The organism is Kitasatospora sp. NPDC048239, from assembly GCF_043202015.1.
GTDB lineage: Bacteria > Actinomycetota > Actinomycetes > Streptomycetales > Streptomycetaceae > Kitasatospora.
In genome coordinates, this window is record NZ_JBICZP010000001.1 from 91,149 (window position 1) to 105,338 (window position 14,190).

Below are 14,190 nucleotides of genomic sequence, written 5' to 3' on the forward strand. Positions count from 1 at the left end.
CCGCCGCCGCGGTTACCCGGCGTTCCCGGGAATCTCGGTGAACACCCTCGTGGCGGGGCGAGGGTGCGCCTTACCCTGGTGTTATGGGTGACCCGCGAGAACCTCCGGAGGGTGCGCCCGACGGTGGTTCCGGAAACGATGACGAATACCGGTCCGTCGTCTTCGACGAGTCGTTCGTCCGGGCTGCCCGCATCCAGGAGCTGTCCGCCAGCGAGCGGCTGAGCGGCTCGTTCGGCCGTGCCACCCGCCCGCGGGTGCGGCTCGGCCCGCTGGGCACCGTGCCCAGGCAGGCGCTCGCGCTGCTGATGCTGATCCTGGTGGCCTTCGGCGCCGCCGTGTACTTCGGGGTCAGCTCGCCCAACCGGCAGGCGGCCCGCCCCGAGGGAAGCCAACTGACCGTCAGCCTGGTGGCGCTGAGCCCCGCTTCCGCCGTCCGGCCGGCCGGTGATCCGGCCAACCCGTTCGCCGGTCTGCCACCCGGCTACAGCGATGGCGCGGTCGGCCTCGGGACGCCCTCCGGGACGGCCACCGCGCACTTCAGCAGGGTCGAGGTGACCAAGGCCCTCGACACCGTGCAGCGCTACCTGGTGGCCTCCTCGCTGGCCCCCTCGACCCTGATCCAGGGGGCGACCGCCGAGGTGCGGGCCTTCGTCACCCCGGGGGAGCAGGCCCAGTTCGACGACAGCGTCACCCAGCCGGTCGACGACCGGCACCACGCGCTCACCGGCTGGCTGGTCCGCTTCGACCCGGCGCAGGTGGCGCTGGCGGCGGACAGCGTCAAGGTGGCCGGTGCGATGCGGATCGACGAGGCGGACGGCGGCACCCTGCAGATCACCACCGACCACACCTTCGTCTACGCGCTGAAGCCGGCCGGGGCCCCGAGCGGGGCGCCGGTCACCGTGGAGACCGTGCGGCGGCAGCTGACCTTCGAGTTCGACCGGGTGGACCTCGCCACCGCGCAGCTGCGCCTGGTGGACTCGGTGCTCCAGGCCGGGCCCGCGCCCTGCACCGTGTCGATGGCGGGCTTCCTCCAGCCGGTGCTGGCCGGCCCCGACGGCACCCCGCCGCCCGCCCCGCCCGCGGTCGACCCGGGCAACCACGCGCGGCCGGCCTGGCAGGTGTGCGGGGTGCTGGCGGGAGGCTAGGGCCGCTCTGCGGCGGCCGTGGCCTGTTCCGCGGCGGCCTTGCTCTCGGCCTCGGTCGGCTCGGGCCGCAGCGGCAGCCGGATGACGGCGTGGGCCCCGGTGAGCGGCGCGGGCGGATCGGTGAGGACGGCGCTGCCGCCGAGGCGGTGGGCGATCGAGCGGACCAGGGAGAGGCCGAGGCCGGCACCGCCGGCGGCGCGGTCGCGTGCCTCGTCCAGCCGGACGAAGCGGTCGAAGACCCGCTCGCGGTCGGCTGCCGGGATGCCGGGCCCGTCGTCGGTGACGGTGAGCACGGCCGAGCCCCCGTCGGCGGTGAGCGAGACCACGACCTCCGCGCGGGCGTGGGCGACGGCGTTGTCGAGCAGGTTCCGCAGCAGCCGGGCGAGCAGCAGCTCGTCCGCCGCGATCAGGGCGGGCTGCAAGGTGGCGGCGGTGCAGCGCGGCCCGTCGGGGGCGAGATGGGCGCGCTCGGCGAGCTGCTCGGCGGCCAGGTCGGCGAGGTCGGTCAGCCTGGTCGCGGGCCGGGCCCGCCGACCGTCCCCGGCGGCCTCGTCGGCGGCCTCCCCGGCGGTCTCGTTGGTGGTGGCTTCGTCGGTGGCGGCGAGCAGCAGCAGGTCGTCGGTGAGCAGTTGCAGCCGCTCGGTGTCGGCGAGCGCGCTCCGGACCACCCGCGGCCAGTCGGCGTCCGCCGGGTGGGCCAGGGTGACCTCCAGCGAGCTGCGCAGTGCCGCGATCGGGCTGCGCAGCTCGTGCGAGGCGTCGCAGACCAGTCGGCGCTGCTCCCGGAGCGCGTGCTCCAGCTGCCCGAGCGTGGTGTTGGTGGTGGTCGCGAGCCGGGAGATCTCGTCACCGGAGGGCGGGACGGGCACCCGCTCGTGGAACGCCCCGGCGCCGATCCGTGCCATCCGCCGACGGATCGTCTCGACCGGGCGCAGGGCCAGGCCGGTGACCAGCCAGGCCACCAGCGCGGTGAAGAGGGTGGCGCCGGGCACCACGTAGCGGGCGAAGATGCCGGTGATCCGGTCGGCGGCCTGGTCGGCGGTGGTGGGGTTGACGAGCAGGTAGACGGTGACCCGCTGCTCCGGCAGGCCGGCGATGCCGGTGTACTGCTCCAGGGCCTGCGAGGAGACCGGGTCGGTGACCCGCTTGATCAGGGTGACCGTCCGGCCGGCGAGGGTGGGGCCGTTCTCCTCCAGGTGCGGCAGGGCCGTCCGGTCGGGCAGCCGGACCCGGACCCGCTCGGTGTGGCCGAGTCCGACGTCCTGGGCGAAGGGCGACAGGTCGGTGAACGGCGCGGCGGGCGAGCCGGTGTACTCGTCGAGCAGGGTGCTGGCCCGGACCCAGCGCTCGTTGGGGAAGAAGACCCGGCCCTCGTCCGGGGGCCGCAGGGGGGAGGCCAGCCGGCCGTCCGCCAGGACCAGCAGGAAGGACTCCTGCATGTTCTCGCCCCAGCTCTGGGTGCCGGTGGGGATGTCGTGGGTGACCATGACGACGCTCGACTCGGCCCGTTTCCGTGCCAGCTCCGTCCACTGGCCGCGGACCTCGTCGCCGATCCAGGCGGTGGCGACGGCGAACGCGGCCAGTGAGGCCAGAGCGGCGCCGAGGGCGGCCCGCAGCCGGACGGACGGGCGGTGCCAGAGGCGGTGGAGCGGGCGCAGCGGGGGGTCGGCGGGTATCGGGCCGGGCGGGCGGGCGTCAGTGCGCATCGGGCACCAGCCGGTAGCCGGCGCCGCGCACCGTCTCGATTCCGCAGTGGGCGTCGGGGAGGTTCAACTTCCGTCGCAGTGCGGCGATGTAGACCTCGACGATGTTGGCGTCACCCCGGTGGGCGGGGTCCCAGACGGTGTCCTGGATGGCGGTCTTGGCGACCACCTGGCCGGGGTGCCGGGCCAGGCATTCGAGCACGGCGAACTCCTTTGCGGTGAGCCGGATCCGCCTCCCGCCGACGGTGCAGCGGCGGGCCGCGGGGTCGACGAGGAGGTCTCCGGTGGCGAGGAAGGCGGGTCGGGGCCCGCTGCCGCGGCGCAGCAGCGCGCGCAGCCGGGCGGTGAGCACGATGTACGAGAACGGTTTGCTCAGAAAGTCGTCGGCGCCGCAGTCGAGGGACTCGGCCTCGTCGTACTCGCCGTTCTTCGCGGTGAGCATCAGAATCGGCACGAAGTTCTCGGTGCGGCGCAGTTCGCGACAGATCGCGAAGCCGTTGAGGCCGGGCAGCATCAGGTCGAGCACGAGGGCCGAATAGGGCTCGGACTGGGCGAGTTCGAGTCCGCTTCGGCCGTCGAAGGCGAGGTCCACGGTGTAGCCCTCGGCGCTCAGGCCTTCGCTCAGGGAGTGCGCGAGGCTTTTTCCGTCCTCGACGATCAGCAGTCGCATGGCTGTTCAGCATAGGTGAATTCGCTTTTGCCGCAACGCCGTTGACCGGGTTGTCGGAGATATCCGAGCTGAAACAATCCTCAGCCTTCCCCGGTCTGCTTTCAGGTTCGCATTTCCCGGTGTTCCGCCGGGGGAATTCCGGGGCCGCCCCCGGACATGCCGACGGCCGGCGACCAGGAGGTCGCCGGCCGTCGCCAACGGGCTTTCAGGAGCCACTCGTCAGGAGCGGGGTGTCACTCCGCGTCGCGCGGGGCGTCCGGGCCGGAGCCGTTGCCGCGGGCGGCGCCCGCGAAGGTGTCGCGCAGCTTGCCGCCCACCGTGGCGGCGCCGCCGGCGACGTCGCGCAGCAGGCCCATCAGCGGGTCCTTGCTCTCCTTCACCGAGGTGCTGTAGTGGTCGGCGGCGGCCTTCCACTGCTCGCCGACCGAGGTGTCGGCGTCGTCGCCGCGGCGCGGGTAGGCGCCGGCCACGATCGAGCGGTACTCGTCGCCCTCCGCCCACTTCTTCAGCTGGGCGACCCGGACCACCGCGAACGGGTGGCTCTGCGGCAGCACCTGGAGGAGCTTCAGCACGCCGTCGCGCAGGTCCCCGGCCTTCTCGTACTCCTCGGCCTGCTCCAGGAAGGCGTCGACGTTCATCTCGGCCAGGTTGTGGCCGCCGGCGAGCTTCATCAGGGCCCGCATGGAGGCCTGGAGGTCCTGACCGGCGAGCAGTCCGGCCCGGTCGCTGGAGAGTTCGGCCTTGCGGAACCACTCCTTGAGCGCGGTGACCAGCGCCATGATCGCCAGGTTGCCGAGCGGCACCCAGGCGATCCGGGCGGCGATGTTGGTGAGGATGAGCAGCATCGTCCGGTAGACGGCGTGGCCGGACATCGCGTGGCCGACCTCGTGGCCGATGACCGAGCGCAGCTCCTCCTCGTCCAGCAGCTCGACCAGCCCGCTGGTGACCACGATGATCGGCGTGTCTATGCCGATGCAGAACGCGTTGACCGTCGGGTCCTGGCTGACGTAGAGGTCCGGGACCTTCTCCAGGTCGAGCACGTACGCGGCGTCGCGCACCATGTTGTGCAGCTCGGGGAACTGGCGCTCGGAGGTCTTGACGGCGGTGGCCAGGAACATCAGCCGGATCGAGCGCTCGGAGACCAGCCCGGCGAGCTTCTTCAGCACGTCGTCGAAGCCGGTCAGCTTGCGCAGCGCGACCAGGGCGGAGCGGTCGGCGGGGTGCTCCCAGGCCCGGGTGGAGATCTCCGGGAAGCGCTGGCGGCGCCGGCTCGGGGTCTTCTCGGTCGTGTCGGTCATCGTGTGAGTACCTCCTGGTCGAACGGCGGCCCCGGCATCGCTGGCCGGCCCCCGCTGGTCTTCGCCTGCAACGACTGTCTGTGCAACGTCCGCGGTTGCGTACTCGTCCCCGCGGGCCACCATAGGGCCTGTCCTTCGGGTCACGCCGGGTGGTCGACGCCGGAGCACGCACGCCCCAGGCCTTCGGCCGGGAGGTGCCCCCAGCGCATGGACTCCCTCCTCCGCACCGCCGATGCACGCACTCCAACGCCGCCCACTGATCCGGCGCGACCCGAAGGACAGGCCCTGAGCCGCGCCGGGCGTGGCGCAGGGGGCGGTGGGCGGCGCCGGTGTGAGACCGGTTTAGGCTGATTGCCCTGGAGAGCCGAGACCAGACCTGGCCGCGGTACCGAGCAGTCCGAGGAGTCCGCAGATGCCCACCGACGCCCTTGTCAGCCTGGCCGCCCCGATCTCGACGGAGAGCGGCCCGGGGATCTTCCTGCGGGTTGTCGTGGTCGGCTCCTTCGTGGGCGTCGGCCTGCTGGCGTGGATCCTGCTGAGGGCCGGCCGCAAGAGCTGAGCGGCCCGGCGGGGCCCCTTCACACCGGATCAGACGCGGTGGGCCGCCGAGCGGTTGCCGTGTCGGCACCCGTACGATGACAGGCGGGCCGCTGCCGGCCCGCACCCTGGTCCGTCCTCCGAGCCGAGAAGGTCCCGCCGACCATGAGCACTGCCGCCGCACTCCCCGTCCTGAACCTGCTCGCCTCCGAGGGCGAGGGGGGCAGCCACGACAGCCTCAACCCGTACCTGACCGGTGGCGGCGCGCTGTTCATCCTGCTGCTGCTGCTCTACGTCACCACCCGCTTCAACCGCGACCGCTGAGCCCCGCGGAGGCGGCCAGGGGAGCGTCCGGCGAGCGCGCCGGCCGCTCCCTTCCGTGCGTCCGAAGCAGTCGAACACCGGGCGTTCCCGCACCGTAACGGGCGTCGCGTAAGGTGTGGCGGCATGGGAGAGCAGGCCGGGAATCCCGGCGGACCGGTACCGGCGAGGAAGCGCCTCGGCGTCATGGGCGGCACCTTCGACCCGATCCACCACGGGCACCTGGTCGCCGCCAGCGAGGTGGCGAGCGCGTTCCACCTCGACGAGGTGATCTTCGTGCCGACCGGGCAGCCGTGGCAGAAGAGCGACCGCCACGTGACCCCGGCCGAGGACCGCTACCTGATGACGGTCATCGCCACCGCGGAGAACCCGCAGTTCTCGGTCAGCCGGATCGACATCGACCGCGAGGGCCCGACGTACACCGTCGACACCCTGCGCGACCTGAGCGCGCTGCACCCGGACGCGGACCTCTTCTTCATCACCGGGGCCGACGCGCTGGCCCAGATCCTCTCCTGGCGGGACTCCGAGGAGCTTTTCTCGCTCGCGCACTTCATCGGGTGCACCCGCCCGGGGCACACTCTGACGGACGCCGGGCTTCCGGTGGGCGGGGTCTCCCTGGTGGAGGTCCCGGCGCTGGCCATCTCCTCCACGGACTGCCGCAACCGGGTCGCCAAGGGTGAGCCGGTCTGGTACCTCGTCCCGGACGGCGTGGTCCGCTACATCGACAAGCGGGCGCTCTACGCGCCGCACCGGACCTGATCCCCGGAGGGGCCGACGGATGAGCGATCGCAGGGGACAGCAGGACGACTGGTCCACGGGGCAGTACGAGCAGTACCCGCCCTACGAGCAGCAGTACGACCAGTACGGGCAGCCGGTCCAGCCGGTGCAGCAGCAGCCGTACCAGCAGCAGTACGACCAGTACGGGCAGGACCAGTACGGCGGCTACCAGGAGCAGCAGTACCAGCAGCAGGCGTACCAGCAGCCCTACGAGCAGCAGCAGTACGACCAGTACGGCCAGCCCGTGCCGCAGCAGTACCAGCAGGGCGGGTACGGCTACCAGGAGCAGGGGTTCCAGCAGGCCTACGACCCGTACCAGCAGCAGCCGCAGCAGTACGCGGCCGCGCCGCAGCCGGTGGTGGCCGAGCCGGAGCCCGCCCCGGCCGCACCCGCACCGGTGCCGCCGCGTCCGCGTGCGCCCAGGCCCGCGGCCGAGGCGCCGGTCCGGCCGGAGCCGCCCTCGGAGCAGGTCGGCGGCAGCCGGTCCGCCCGGGGCGGGGCCGCCAAGGCGTCCGGGGAGGACTACCCGACGGGCGAGTTCACCTTCGTCGACGAGGAGGCGGAGGAGTCCGAGGACGTCATCGACTGGCTGAAGTTCGCCGAGTCCCGCAGCGAGGTGCGCGCCGAGCGCCGCCGCAAGCTGCGGACCAGGCTGATCGGCGCCGCCGCGGTGCTCGCCGTCGCGGCCGCCGGGGCCGGCGGCTACCTCTGGTTCACCGGTGAGAAGCAGACCGCGGCGACCGCGGCCGGTCCGCGCCAGGTCAACGTGGTCCACCTGCGCGACCTGACGGGCAAGGTCTCCAGCGCGCTGCTGGTCAACGACTCCTCCGGGCACAAGGGCTCGGTGCTGCTGCTGCCCGACACCCTGAAGCTGCCCGGCCCGAACGACCCGCCCATCACCACCCTCGGCCAGGCGATGGACGCCATCGGCCCGTCCTCCACCCGCGAGGGCCTGGCCACCGTGCTGGGCGCGCCGGTGGCCGGCACCTGGCGGCTGGACACCCCGTACCTGGAACTGCTGGTCGCCCAGCTCGGCGGGGTCCGGGTGGACACCAACGCGGAGACCCGCGAGGGCGGCAAGCCGGACGGCAAGCCGCTCTCCGCCGCGGGCAAGAACACCCTGCTCAGCGGCAAGGCCGCGGTCGCCTACGCCACCCTCCAGGCGCCCGGTGAGACCCGGGACGCCCAGCTGGCCCGGTTCGGCCAGGTGATGGACGCCGTGGTGCGCACCATGCCGGTCGAGTTCAAGGACGCCAAGGACGACGTGCACCGGATGAACGCGGTCCTCGACCCCTCGCTGCCCGAGGACGCACTGGCCGGGGTGCTCACCCAGCTCGCCCAGCAGGCCAAGGACGGGCACCTGAGCACCACCGCGCTGCCGGTGAAGCCGGACGGCACCCTGGACGACGCCACGGCGGGCAAGCAGGTCAAGGAGGTGCTCGGCGGCACCCTGAAGGCCGCCACCGCGGGCGACGCGGCGGCCAGGGTCTCGATCCAGGACGGCAGCGGCAACGACCAGGCGGCCGCCGCGGCCCAGGTCCAGGTGGTGAACGCGGGCCTCACCTTCGTCCCCGGCGGGACGAAGACGGCCGCGCAGCCGACCAGTGAGATCCGCTACACCGACGACGCCCGGCAGGCCGCGGCGAAGTCGCTGGCGATCAGCCTCAACCTGCCGGAGACGGCGGCGAAGAAGGTCACCGACCCGCAGAACGCGGACCTGCTGGTCGTCCTGGGCAAGGACTACCAGCCTCCGAAGGCGCAGTGACCCGCACCGTGCGGTGACCGGCCGGTGGCCGGTCACCCGCGGGCGGCCCCGGGAAAACGGTTCCGGGGCCGCCGCGGCGGCGTGAGATCCTGGAAGGCGATCCCCGGCCGAGCGCCGGGGGCGACCCCCAAGCCGCCGAGCCGGAAGAACATAGTGACCGCCACCGAGCACAGCCAGGAACTCATCACCGTCGCCGCCCAGGCGGCGGCCGACAAGCTGGCGCACAACATCATCGCGTTCGACGTCAGCGAGGTGCTGTCGATCACCGACGCCTTCCTGATCGCCTCCGCGAACAACGACCGCCAGGTGAAGTCGATCGCCGAGGAGATCGAGGACCAGCTGCGCGAGAAGCTGGACGTCAAGCCGGTCCGCCGCGAGGGCGAGCGCGACGGCCGCTGGATCCTGCTCGACTACCTGGACATCGTGGTGCACGTCCAGCACGCCGAGGAGCGCTCCTTCTACTCGCTGGACCGCCTCTGGAAGGACTGCCCCGAGCTGCCGCTGCCGGCCGACGCGCTGGCCACGCGCAACCGTCCCGAGGACGCGCACACCGACGCGGCCGGCAACGCCGTCGCCCCGGCCGAGGTGGCCCCGGCCGACGACTTCGGCGCCGAGGACTACAGCTGAGCCGGGACGCGCGGGGTCCGCGCATCGTCTTCTGGCGGCACGGCCAGACCTCCTGGAACCTCGAATCGCGCTTCCAGGGCAGCACCGACATCGAGCTGACCGGCCAGGGCGTCCTGCAGGCCCAGCGGGCGGCCAGGCTGCTCTCCGGCCTGCGCCCCGACCTGCTGGTGTCCTCGGACCTCAAGCGGGCCCGGCGCACCGCCGAGGAGCTGGCCCGGGTCACCGGCCTGGACGTGCAGCACCACGAGGGCCTGCGCGAGACCTACGCGGGCTCCTGGCAGGGCCTGACCAACGCCGAGATCCGCGAGCGCTTCCCCGAGGAGTACGCGGCCTGGGCGCAGGGCGAGCCGGTCCGGCGCGGCGGCGGCGAGCTGTCCACCGAGGTGGCCGACCGCTCGGTGCCGGTGGTGCTGGAGGCGGTCGGCAAGCTGCCGGAGGACGGCACCCTGGTGGTCGTCAGCCACGGCGGGACCATCCGCACCATGCTCGGCCGGCTGCTCGGCATGGAGCCGGAGCTCTGGGAGTGCTTCGGCGGCCTGTCCAACTGCTGCTGGTCGGTGCTCGGCCGGGGCGCGCGCGGCTGGCGCCTGCTGGAGCACAACGCGGGCACGCTGCCGCAGCCGGTCATCGGCGACGACACCTGAGGTGCTGAGTGGTCTGCGGGGGCGGATTTCGCAGTTCCGGGCCTGACCAGCTAGAGTCTTCCTCGTTCGCACGGAGGAAACGCGGCCCGGAAGGGAAGCGGGAAATCCGGTGAGTGCGGGGCTGTAGCTCAGTTGGTAGAGCGCTTGCATGGCATGCAAGAGGTCCGGGGTTCAATTCCCCGTAGCTCCACTCCGCACCTGCGGTCCGCGAGGGCCGTGCGTGTTGCGGGGCTGTAGCTCAGTTGGTAGAGCGCTTGCATGGCATGCAAGAGGTCCGGGGTTCAATTCCCCGTAGCTCCACAACAGACGAGAAGGCCGTCACCCACCGGGTGGCGGCCTTCTCCGCTTTCCGGCGCGGCGCCGCGCCGCCGGGTCAGCCGAGGTGGTCGCAGTCGTTGGTCCAGCCGCCGGCGGGCAGGGCGGCCAGCCGCTCGATCCGCTCGCGGTCCTCGGGACCCTCCGGGGTGTACACGACCACGTAGGTCTCGGGCACCCCCGGGATGGTCAGGTAGGACGCGTTCACCCGCAGCACCCCGACGACCGGGTGCCGGAACACCCGCAGCGAGGTGCGCGGCGGTGCCACCTCCTGCCGGGCCCACAGCTCGCGGAACTCCCCGCTGCGCGCGGCCAGCTCCTGGACGTGCTTCTCCCAGGCCGGCTCGCCGACGTGCTTGCCGTAGGCGGACCGCAGCACGGCGACCATCTGCGGCAGCGCGTCGGCCCGGTTGAGGAACGGGTTGCAGCACGGCGGGGCGGTGACCGTGCACCAGATGCTGTTGAACTGCCAGTCGCCGGCCCTCGCCCGGCTCGCGGCGAACAGCGCCTCGTACCCCGGGTTGAACGCCAGCACGTCGAAGCGGGTGTTGGAGACCGCCGCCGGCAGCGGCATGAGCGCGTCCAGGATCAGCTGGGTGGACGGGTCCAGGATCGACGGGTCCGGCTGCGCCTGCGGCCTCGCGGAGACCCCGGCGAGCCGGAACAGGTGCTCCCGCTCGGTGGCGTCCAGCCGCAGCGCCCGGGCCACCGCCGTCAGCACCTGCTCGCTCGCGTTGATCGGACGGCCCTGCTCCAGCCACGTGTACCAGGTCACCCCGACCCCGGCGAGCTGCGCCACCTCCTCGCGGCGCAGCCCGGGCGTGCGGCGGCGCAGGCCGGGCGGCAGGCCGACGTCCTCGGGTGCGACCCTGGCCCGGCAGGCCTTCAGGAACCCGGCCAGCTCGGTCCGCCGGCGGTCCGGTCGGCGCGGTCCGCGGGCGGTCGGGGCGGTCGGGGGTTCGTCCAGGACGGTCATGCCCCTCATCGTGCCGCAGGGCGCGCCGGGCAGACAGGTGCTGCCAGTACCAGGATCACCAGGCTCTAACCACCAGTACCAGCTTTGGGTGAGGCTGGATCCATGACGGACACTCAGATCCGGCCGGGCGTGGCCGGTCGTACGAAGGGCGCCGCGGCAACCCGGCCCGGCCCGCTTCTCGCGCTCATCCTCGGCGGCCAGTTCATGGCCGTGCTCGACGCCTCCATCGTCAACGTCGCCGTCCCGACCATCCGGACCGACCTGCACGCCTCCGGTGCGGCCCTCCAGCTGGTCATCGCCGGCTACACCATCGCGTACGCGGTCCTGCTGATCACCGGGGCCAGGCTCGGCGCCCGCTACGGGTACAGCAGGCTGTTCCAGCTCGGCCTGGCCGCGTTCACCGCCACCTCGCTGGCCTGCGGGCTCGCCCCGACCACCGGCTGGCTGATCGCCTTCCGGCTGCTCCAGGGCGCGGGGGCGGCCCTGATGGTGCCGCAGGTGATGAGCCTGGTGCAGCGCACCTTCACGGGCCAGGCCCGGGTGCGGGCGCTCGGCCTCTACTCGGCGGTGCTGGCGGGCGGCCTGGCGGTCGGCCAGGTGCTCGGCGGCGTGCTGGTCAGCGCGGACCTGTTCGGCACGGGCTGGCGCCCGGTGTTCCTGGTCAACGTGCCGATCGGGCTGGCCCTGCTCGCGGCGGGGTCGCGACTGCTGCCGGCCCTGCCCGGCGACCGGAGCCGCGGCTTCGACGTCCCCGGCCTCGTGGTGCTCGGCGCCGCCCTCGGCCTACTGGTGGTGCCGCTGGTGCTCGGCCGCGAGCTGGGCTGGCCCGCCTGGTGCTGGGCGGTGTTCGCGGCGGGCGGGCTGCTGGCCCTCCTGTTCCTGCTGGTCGAGCGGCGGATCGCCGGACGCGGCGGGCAGCCGCTGATCTCCGGGCGGGTGCTGGCGGCCGCCGGACTGCGCCCGGCGGCCGGCGCGCTGTTCATGATCATGGCGGCGTTCGCCGGCTTCATGTTCGCCTTCGCCCTGCACCAGCAGTCCGGACTCGGCTACAGCGCGCTGCAGGCCGGGCTGTGCTCCGCCCCGGTCGCGGTCGGCTTCGGCGTCGCCAGCCTGCACTGGCACCGGCTGCCCGGGCGGCTGCACGGCGTGCTGCCGGTCCTCGCCGGCTGCCTGCTCGCCCCCGGCTACCTGCTGCTCGGCGTGCTGCTGGGCGACGGTGCGCAGATCGGGGCCGGGGGGCTGGTGCTGACGGCCGTGCTCGGGCTGGTGGCGGGCTGCGCCTACTCCCCGCTGTTCGCCCGCGCCCTCGGCCGGGTCGCCCCGGCGGACGCGGCGGACGCCAGCGGTGTGATGGTGACGGTCATCCAGCTCGGCCAGGTCGTCGGGGTCGCGCTGCTCGGCACGGTCTTCCTCGGCGAGGTCGACCTGCCGGCGACGCCCGGCGCCTCCGGGCACGCGCTGCAGGTCACCCTCGCGGTGATCGCCGGGGCACTGGCACTGGCCGCCGCGTTCGCCGTCCGCGTCCGGCGGGTGGCGGGGTAGGTGCGCGCCCCGGCGCCGGCCCGCCGGCGGGGGTCCGAAGACGGGCCCTGGGGCCGGTCCGGGCGGCTCGCGGGCCCGGCCGGATACGGATTCGTGGAGCACCCCTTCGACCGTGTAAAGTAATCGATGTCGCCGAGGGAAACAGCAGGAAACCTTCGGAGGCACCGCAGGTCAAGGGGCTGTAGCTCAGTTGGTAGAGCGCTTGCATGGCATGCAAGAGGTCCGGGGTTCAATTCCCCGTAGCTCCACAGGAATCGAAGACCGTCTCCCATTCGGGAGGCGGTCTTCGGCGTTTCCGCGGCCCGGTTGTCCCGTGGGTGTTCTGCGCGTGTTCCGCGCGGCTCTGCGGGGTGCGCCGTTTTCCCCGGTGCGGCGGCGGCGCGGTCGGAGCGACCGCTACCGTCGTCGCATGGCCGATCTGGAGCGCAGGCGCAACGAGGAGCTGGCCCGGATACTGCACCGGCTCGGCTGGAACCCGGAGCGGCTGGCCCGCGAGGTCAACCTCACCCTGCCGCCGGGCCTCGCGATCAGCTCCACCGCCCCCTACAAGTGGCGCGACCGGGGCATGGTGCCGCGCAGCCCGCACGACCAGGCGGTCTGCGAGGTGCTCAGCCGCACCCTGGGCATCGCCGTCACCTACGAGCAGCTCTGGGGCCGGATGGGCGGCAACCGCGGCGCCAAGATCCTCTCGCCCCGGCTGCTCGGCGACCCGTGGACGGCCGACACCGCGCAGACCGCGCTGCGGGACGCGGCCTCCGACGCCGGCCCGGTCCGCCTCACCGACCTGTTCCGCGGCGCCGACCTCGACCAGGCCGCCCGCCGGCTGGTGTCCCCGCCGCCGCCCGTCGGGGGCGGGGAGGGCGCCCTGCGGATCGACCCCGCCCTGGTGGGCGAGCTCGGGCTGGCCTACCAGAGCAAGCTGCGCCTGGAGCGGGCCTGCGGCGGCGGGCTCGTCCTCGGCCCGGCCCGGGCCGAACTGGCCATGGTCGCCAAGCTGCTGGAGCTCGGCGCGTACGACGAGGCGCTCGGGCGCGAGCTGTACGGCACCGCGAGCCGGCTGGCCCGGCTGGTCGGCTGGGCCGGCTACGACCTCGGCCACGAGGCGGTGGCCCAGCGGGCGTTCGCGGCCGCGCTGCGCGCCGCGCACGTCTGCGGCGACGCCCGGCTCGGGGTCGCCGTCGCCGGGTGCCTGGTGGTGCTGGCCACCCACAGCCCCGGCGGGCGCGGACTGGACGCGATCGCCATGCTCGCCACCGCCCTGGAGGCGGCCGGACCGGCCCTGGGCGCGGCCGACCGGGCGCTGCAGCTCGGCCGGATCGCCCGCGCGCACGGCCGCCGCGGCGAGGGCGAGGAGGCCGAGGCGGCCGCCGGGCGGGCCCTCGCGGCGCTGGCCGGCGGCCCGCCGGACGCCCCGGCGGACCCGGAGGTCAGGGCCGACCTCGCGGGCATGCTGGGGGAGGGGTACCTCCACCTCGGCGAGCTCGCCCGCGCCCGCGCCCTGCTGGCCGAGGCGGTGGCCGGACTCGGCCCCGGCCGGGCCCGGGCGAGGGTGCTGCTGATGGTCCGGCTGGCCGACGCCCACCGACGGGCCGGCGACCGGGGGGAGGCCGCCAGGACCGCCGACCGGGCGCGGCTGCTGGCCGCGGGGATGCAGTCCGAGCGGGTCGCCCGGGCGCTGCGCGATTTCGACGCGGCCTCCCGGCTGGTATCGCCGGGAGAGGCCTGACCCCCTTGCGGTACCCTGAGCCCATGCGAACCGTGCGCCTGCTCCTTAGCCGGCCGCGCTGACCAGGACCGGCTGCGCCCCCAGGGCGGTGCCGGAGTCGGCGTGGCGTCCCCTCCTGCGAGGGGATTTTTTGTTTTCCGCCCG

13 protein-coding genes and 3 tRNA genes are annotated in these 14,190 nt (G+C 73.7%); 12 read left to right on the forward strand and 4 right to left on the reverse strand.

What is annotated here, in order from left to right; translation table 11 throughout:
* Positions 1-83 precede the first annotated feature (83 nt).
* On the forward strand, positions 84-1,145 hold the full coding sequence (locus tag ACGFZP_RS00375; RefSeq protein WP_392926990.1) for a hypothetical protein: 1,062 nt from the start codon (positions 84-86) through the stop codon (positions 1,143-1,145).
* On the opposite strand, the gene ACGFZP_RS00380 is transcribed toward ACGFZP_RS00375, so the two are convergent.
* From ACGFZP_RS00380 to ACGFZP_RS00390, 3 genes are all read right to left on the reverse strand, one after another.
* Positions 1,142-2,851 (reverse strand): sensor histidine kinase, encoded by a 1,710-nt coding sequence (locus tag ACGFZP_RS00380; RefSeq protein WP_392926992.1) that lies wholly within the window; start codon positions 2,849-2,851, stop codon positions 1,142-1,144. The two genes, ACGFZP_RS00375 and ACGFZP_RS00380, sit on opposite strands and share 4 nt — an antisense overlap.
* The gene (locus ACGFZP_RS00385; RefSeq protein ID WP_392926994.1) at positions 2,841-3,518 is read right to left on the reverse strand and encodes a response regulator transcription factor; all 678 of its coding nucleotides are present in this window, start codon (positions 3,516-3,518) and stop codon (positions 2,841-2,843) included. The genes ACGFZP_RS00380 and ACGFZP_RS00385 overlap by 11 nt, the downstream gene beginning before the upstream one ends.
* A 233-nt stretch (positions 3,519-3,751) precedes the next feature.
* Positions 3,752-4,816 (reverse strand): M48 family metallopeptidase, encoded by a 1,065-nt coding sequence (locus ACGFZP_RS00390; protein ID WP_392926996.1) that lies wholly within the window; start codon positions 4,814-4,816, stop codon positions 3,752-3,754.
* 412 nt (positions 4,817-5,228) lie between these two features.
* Here ACGFZP_RS00390 and ACGFZP_RS00395 point away from each other — a divergent pair, with 412 nt between their 5' ends.
* The 8 genes from ACGFZP_RS00395 (at position 5,229) to ACGFZP_RS00430 (ending at position 9,787) form a co-directional block, all read left to right on the forward strand.
* Positions 5,229-5,375 (forward strand): hypothetical protein, encoded by a 147-nt coding sequence (locus ACGFZP_RS00395; protein ID WP_392926998.1) that lies wholly within the window; start codon positions 5,229-5,231, stop codon positions 5,373-5,375.
* Between the two features lie 143 nt (positions 5,376-5,518).
* Positions 5,519-5,677, forward strand: a complete 159-nt coding sequence (locus ACGFZP_RS00400) for a hypothetical protein (protein ID WP_392927000.1) — start codon at positions 5,519-5,521, stop codon at positions 5,675-5,677.
* A 123-nt stretch (positions 5,678-5,800) separates the two neighbouring features.
* Positions 5,801-6,433, forward strand: coding sequence for a nicotinate-nucleotide adenylyltransferase (gene nadD, locus ACGFZP_RS00405; RefSeq protein WP_392927002.1), 633 nt, complete (start codon positions 5,801-5,803; stop codon positions 6,431-6,433).
* A gap of 19 nt (positions 6,434-6,452) precedes the next feature.
* Complete coding sequence (locus ACGFZP_RS00410) at positions 6,453-8,216, forward strand: LytR C-terminal domain-containing protein (RefSeq protein WP_392927004.1); 1,764 nt, start codon at positions 6,453-6,455, stop codon at positions 8,214-8,216.
* A 153-nt stretch (positions 8,217-8,369) separates the two neighbouring features.
* Entirely contained in the window at positions 8,370-8,843 is a 474-nt protein-coding gene (gene rsfS / locus ACGFZP_RS00415) for a ribosome silencing factor (protein WP_392927006.1), read from the forward strand.
* Positions 8,840-9,487: a histidine phosphatase family protein gene (locus ACGFZP_RS00420; protein WP_392928277.1), complete on the forward strand. Its 648-nt coding sequence runs from the start codon at positions 8,840-8,842 to the stop codon at positions 9,485-9,487. Before rsfS ends, ACGFZP_RS00420 begins: the two co-directional genes overlap by 4 nt.
* A 117-nt stretch (positions 9,488-9,604) precedes the next feature.
* Positions 9,605-9,677 (forward strand) — tRNA-Ala (locus ACGFZP_RS00425).
* Between the two features lie 37 nt (positions 9,678-9,714).
* Positions 9,715-9,787, forward strand: a tRNA-Ala gene (locus ACGFZP_RS00430).
* A 73-nt stretch (positions 9,788-9,860) separates the two neighbouring features.
* On the opposite strand, the gene ACGFZP_RS00435 is transcribed toward ACGFZP_RS00430, so the two are convergent.
* Complete coding sequence (locus ACGFZP_RS00435) at positions 9,861-10,778, reverse strand: helix-turn-helix transcriptional regulator (RefSeq protein WP_392927008.1); 918 nt, start codon at positions 10,776-10,778, stop codon at positions 9,861-9,863.
* A 102-nt stretch (positions 10,779-10,880) separates the two neighbouring features.
* Here ACGFZP_RS00435 and ACGFZP_RS00440 point away from each other — a divergent pair, with 102 nt between their 5' ends.
* The 3 genes from ACGFZP_RS00440 (at position 10,881) to ACGFZP_RS00450 (ending at position 14,046) form a co-directional block, all read left to right on the forward strand.
* The gene (locus ACGFZP_RS00440) at positions 10,881-12,320 is read left to right on the forward strand and encodes an MFS transporter (protein WP_392927010.1); all 1,440 of its coding nucleotides are present in this window, start codon (positions 10,881-10,883) and stop codon (positions 12,318-12,320) included.
* 175 nt (positions 12,321-12,495) lie between these two features.
* A tRNA-Ala gene (locus tag ACGFZP_RS00445) sits at positions 12,496-12,568 on the forward strand.
* A 161-nt stretch (positions 12,569-12,729) separates the two neighbouring features.
* Positions 12,730-14,046: a hypothetical protein gene (locus tag ACGFZP_RS00450; RefSeq protein ID WP_392927013.1), complete on the forward strand. Its 1,317-nt coding sequence runs from the start codon at positions 12,730-12,732 to the stop codon at positions 14,044-14,046.
* Positions 14,047-14,190 lie beyond the last annotated feature (144 nt).

Excerpts from the sequence above, each read along its gene's own strand:
- ACGFZP_RS00400 (WP_392927000.1), top strand. The coding sequence starts at position 5,519 with ATGAGCACTGCCGCCGCACTCCCCGTCCTGAACCTGCTCGCCTCCGAG.
- nadD (WP_392927002.1), top strand. The coding sequence starts at position 5,801 with ATGGGAGAGCAGGCCGGGAATCCCGGCGGACCGGTACCGGCGAGGAAG.
- ACGFZP_RS00385 (WP_392926994.1), bottom strand. The coding sequence starts at position 3,518 with ATGCGACTGCTGATCGTCGAGGACGGAAAAAGCCTCGCGCACTCCCTG.
- ACGFZP_RS00375 (WP_392926990.1), top strand. The coding sequence starts at position 84 with ATGGGTGACCCGCGAGAACCTCCGGAGGGTGCGCCCGACGGTGGTTCC.
- ACGFZP_RS00380 (WP_392926992.1), bottom strand. The coding sequence starts at position 2,851 with ATGCGCACTGACGCCCGCCCGCCCGGCCCGATACCCGCCGACCCCCCG.
- ACGFZP_RS00440 (WP_392927010.1), top strand. The coding sequence starts at position 10,881 with ATGACGGACACTCAGATCCGGCCGGGCGTGGCCGGTCGTACGAAGGGC.
- ACGFZP_RS00395 (WP_392926998.1), top strand. The coding sequence starts at position 5,229 with ATGCCCACCGACGCCCTTGTCAGCCTGGCCGCCCCGATCTCGACGGAG.
- ACGFZP_RS00435 (WP_392927008.1), bottom strand. The coding sequence starts at position 10,778 with ATGACCGTCCTGGACGAACCCCCGACCGCCCCGACCGCCCGCGGACCG.
- ACGFZP_RS00450 (WP_392927013.1), top strand. The coding sequence starts at position 12,730 with ATGGCCGATCTGGAGCGCAGGCGCAACGAGGAGCTGGCCCGGATACTG.
- ACGFZP_RS00390 (WP_392926996.1), bottom strand. The coding sequence starts at position 4,816 with ATGACCGACACGACCGAGAAGACCCCGAGCCGGCGCCGCCAGCGCTTC.
- ACGFZP_RS00410 (WP_392927004.1), top strand. The coding sequence starts at position 6,453 with ATGAGCGATCGCAGGGGACAGCAGGACGACTGGTCCACGGGGCAGTAC.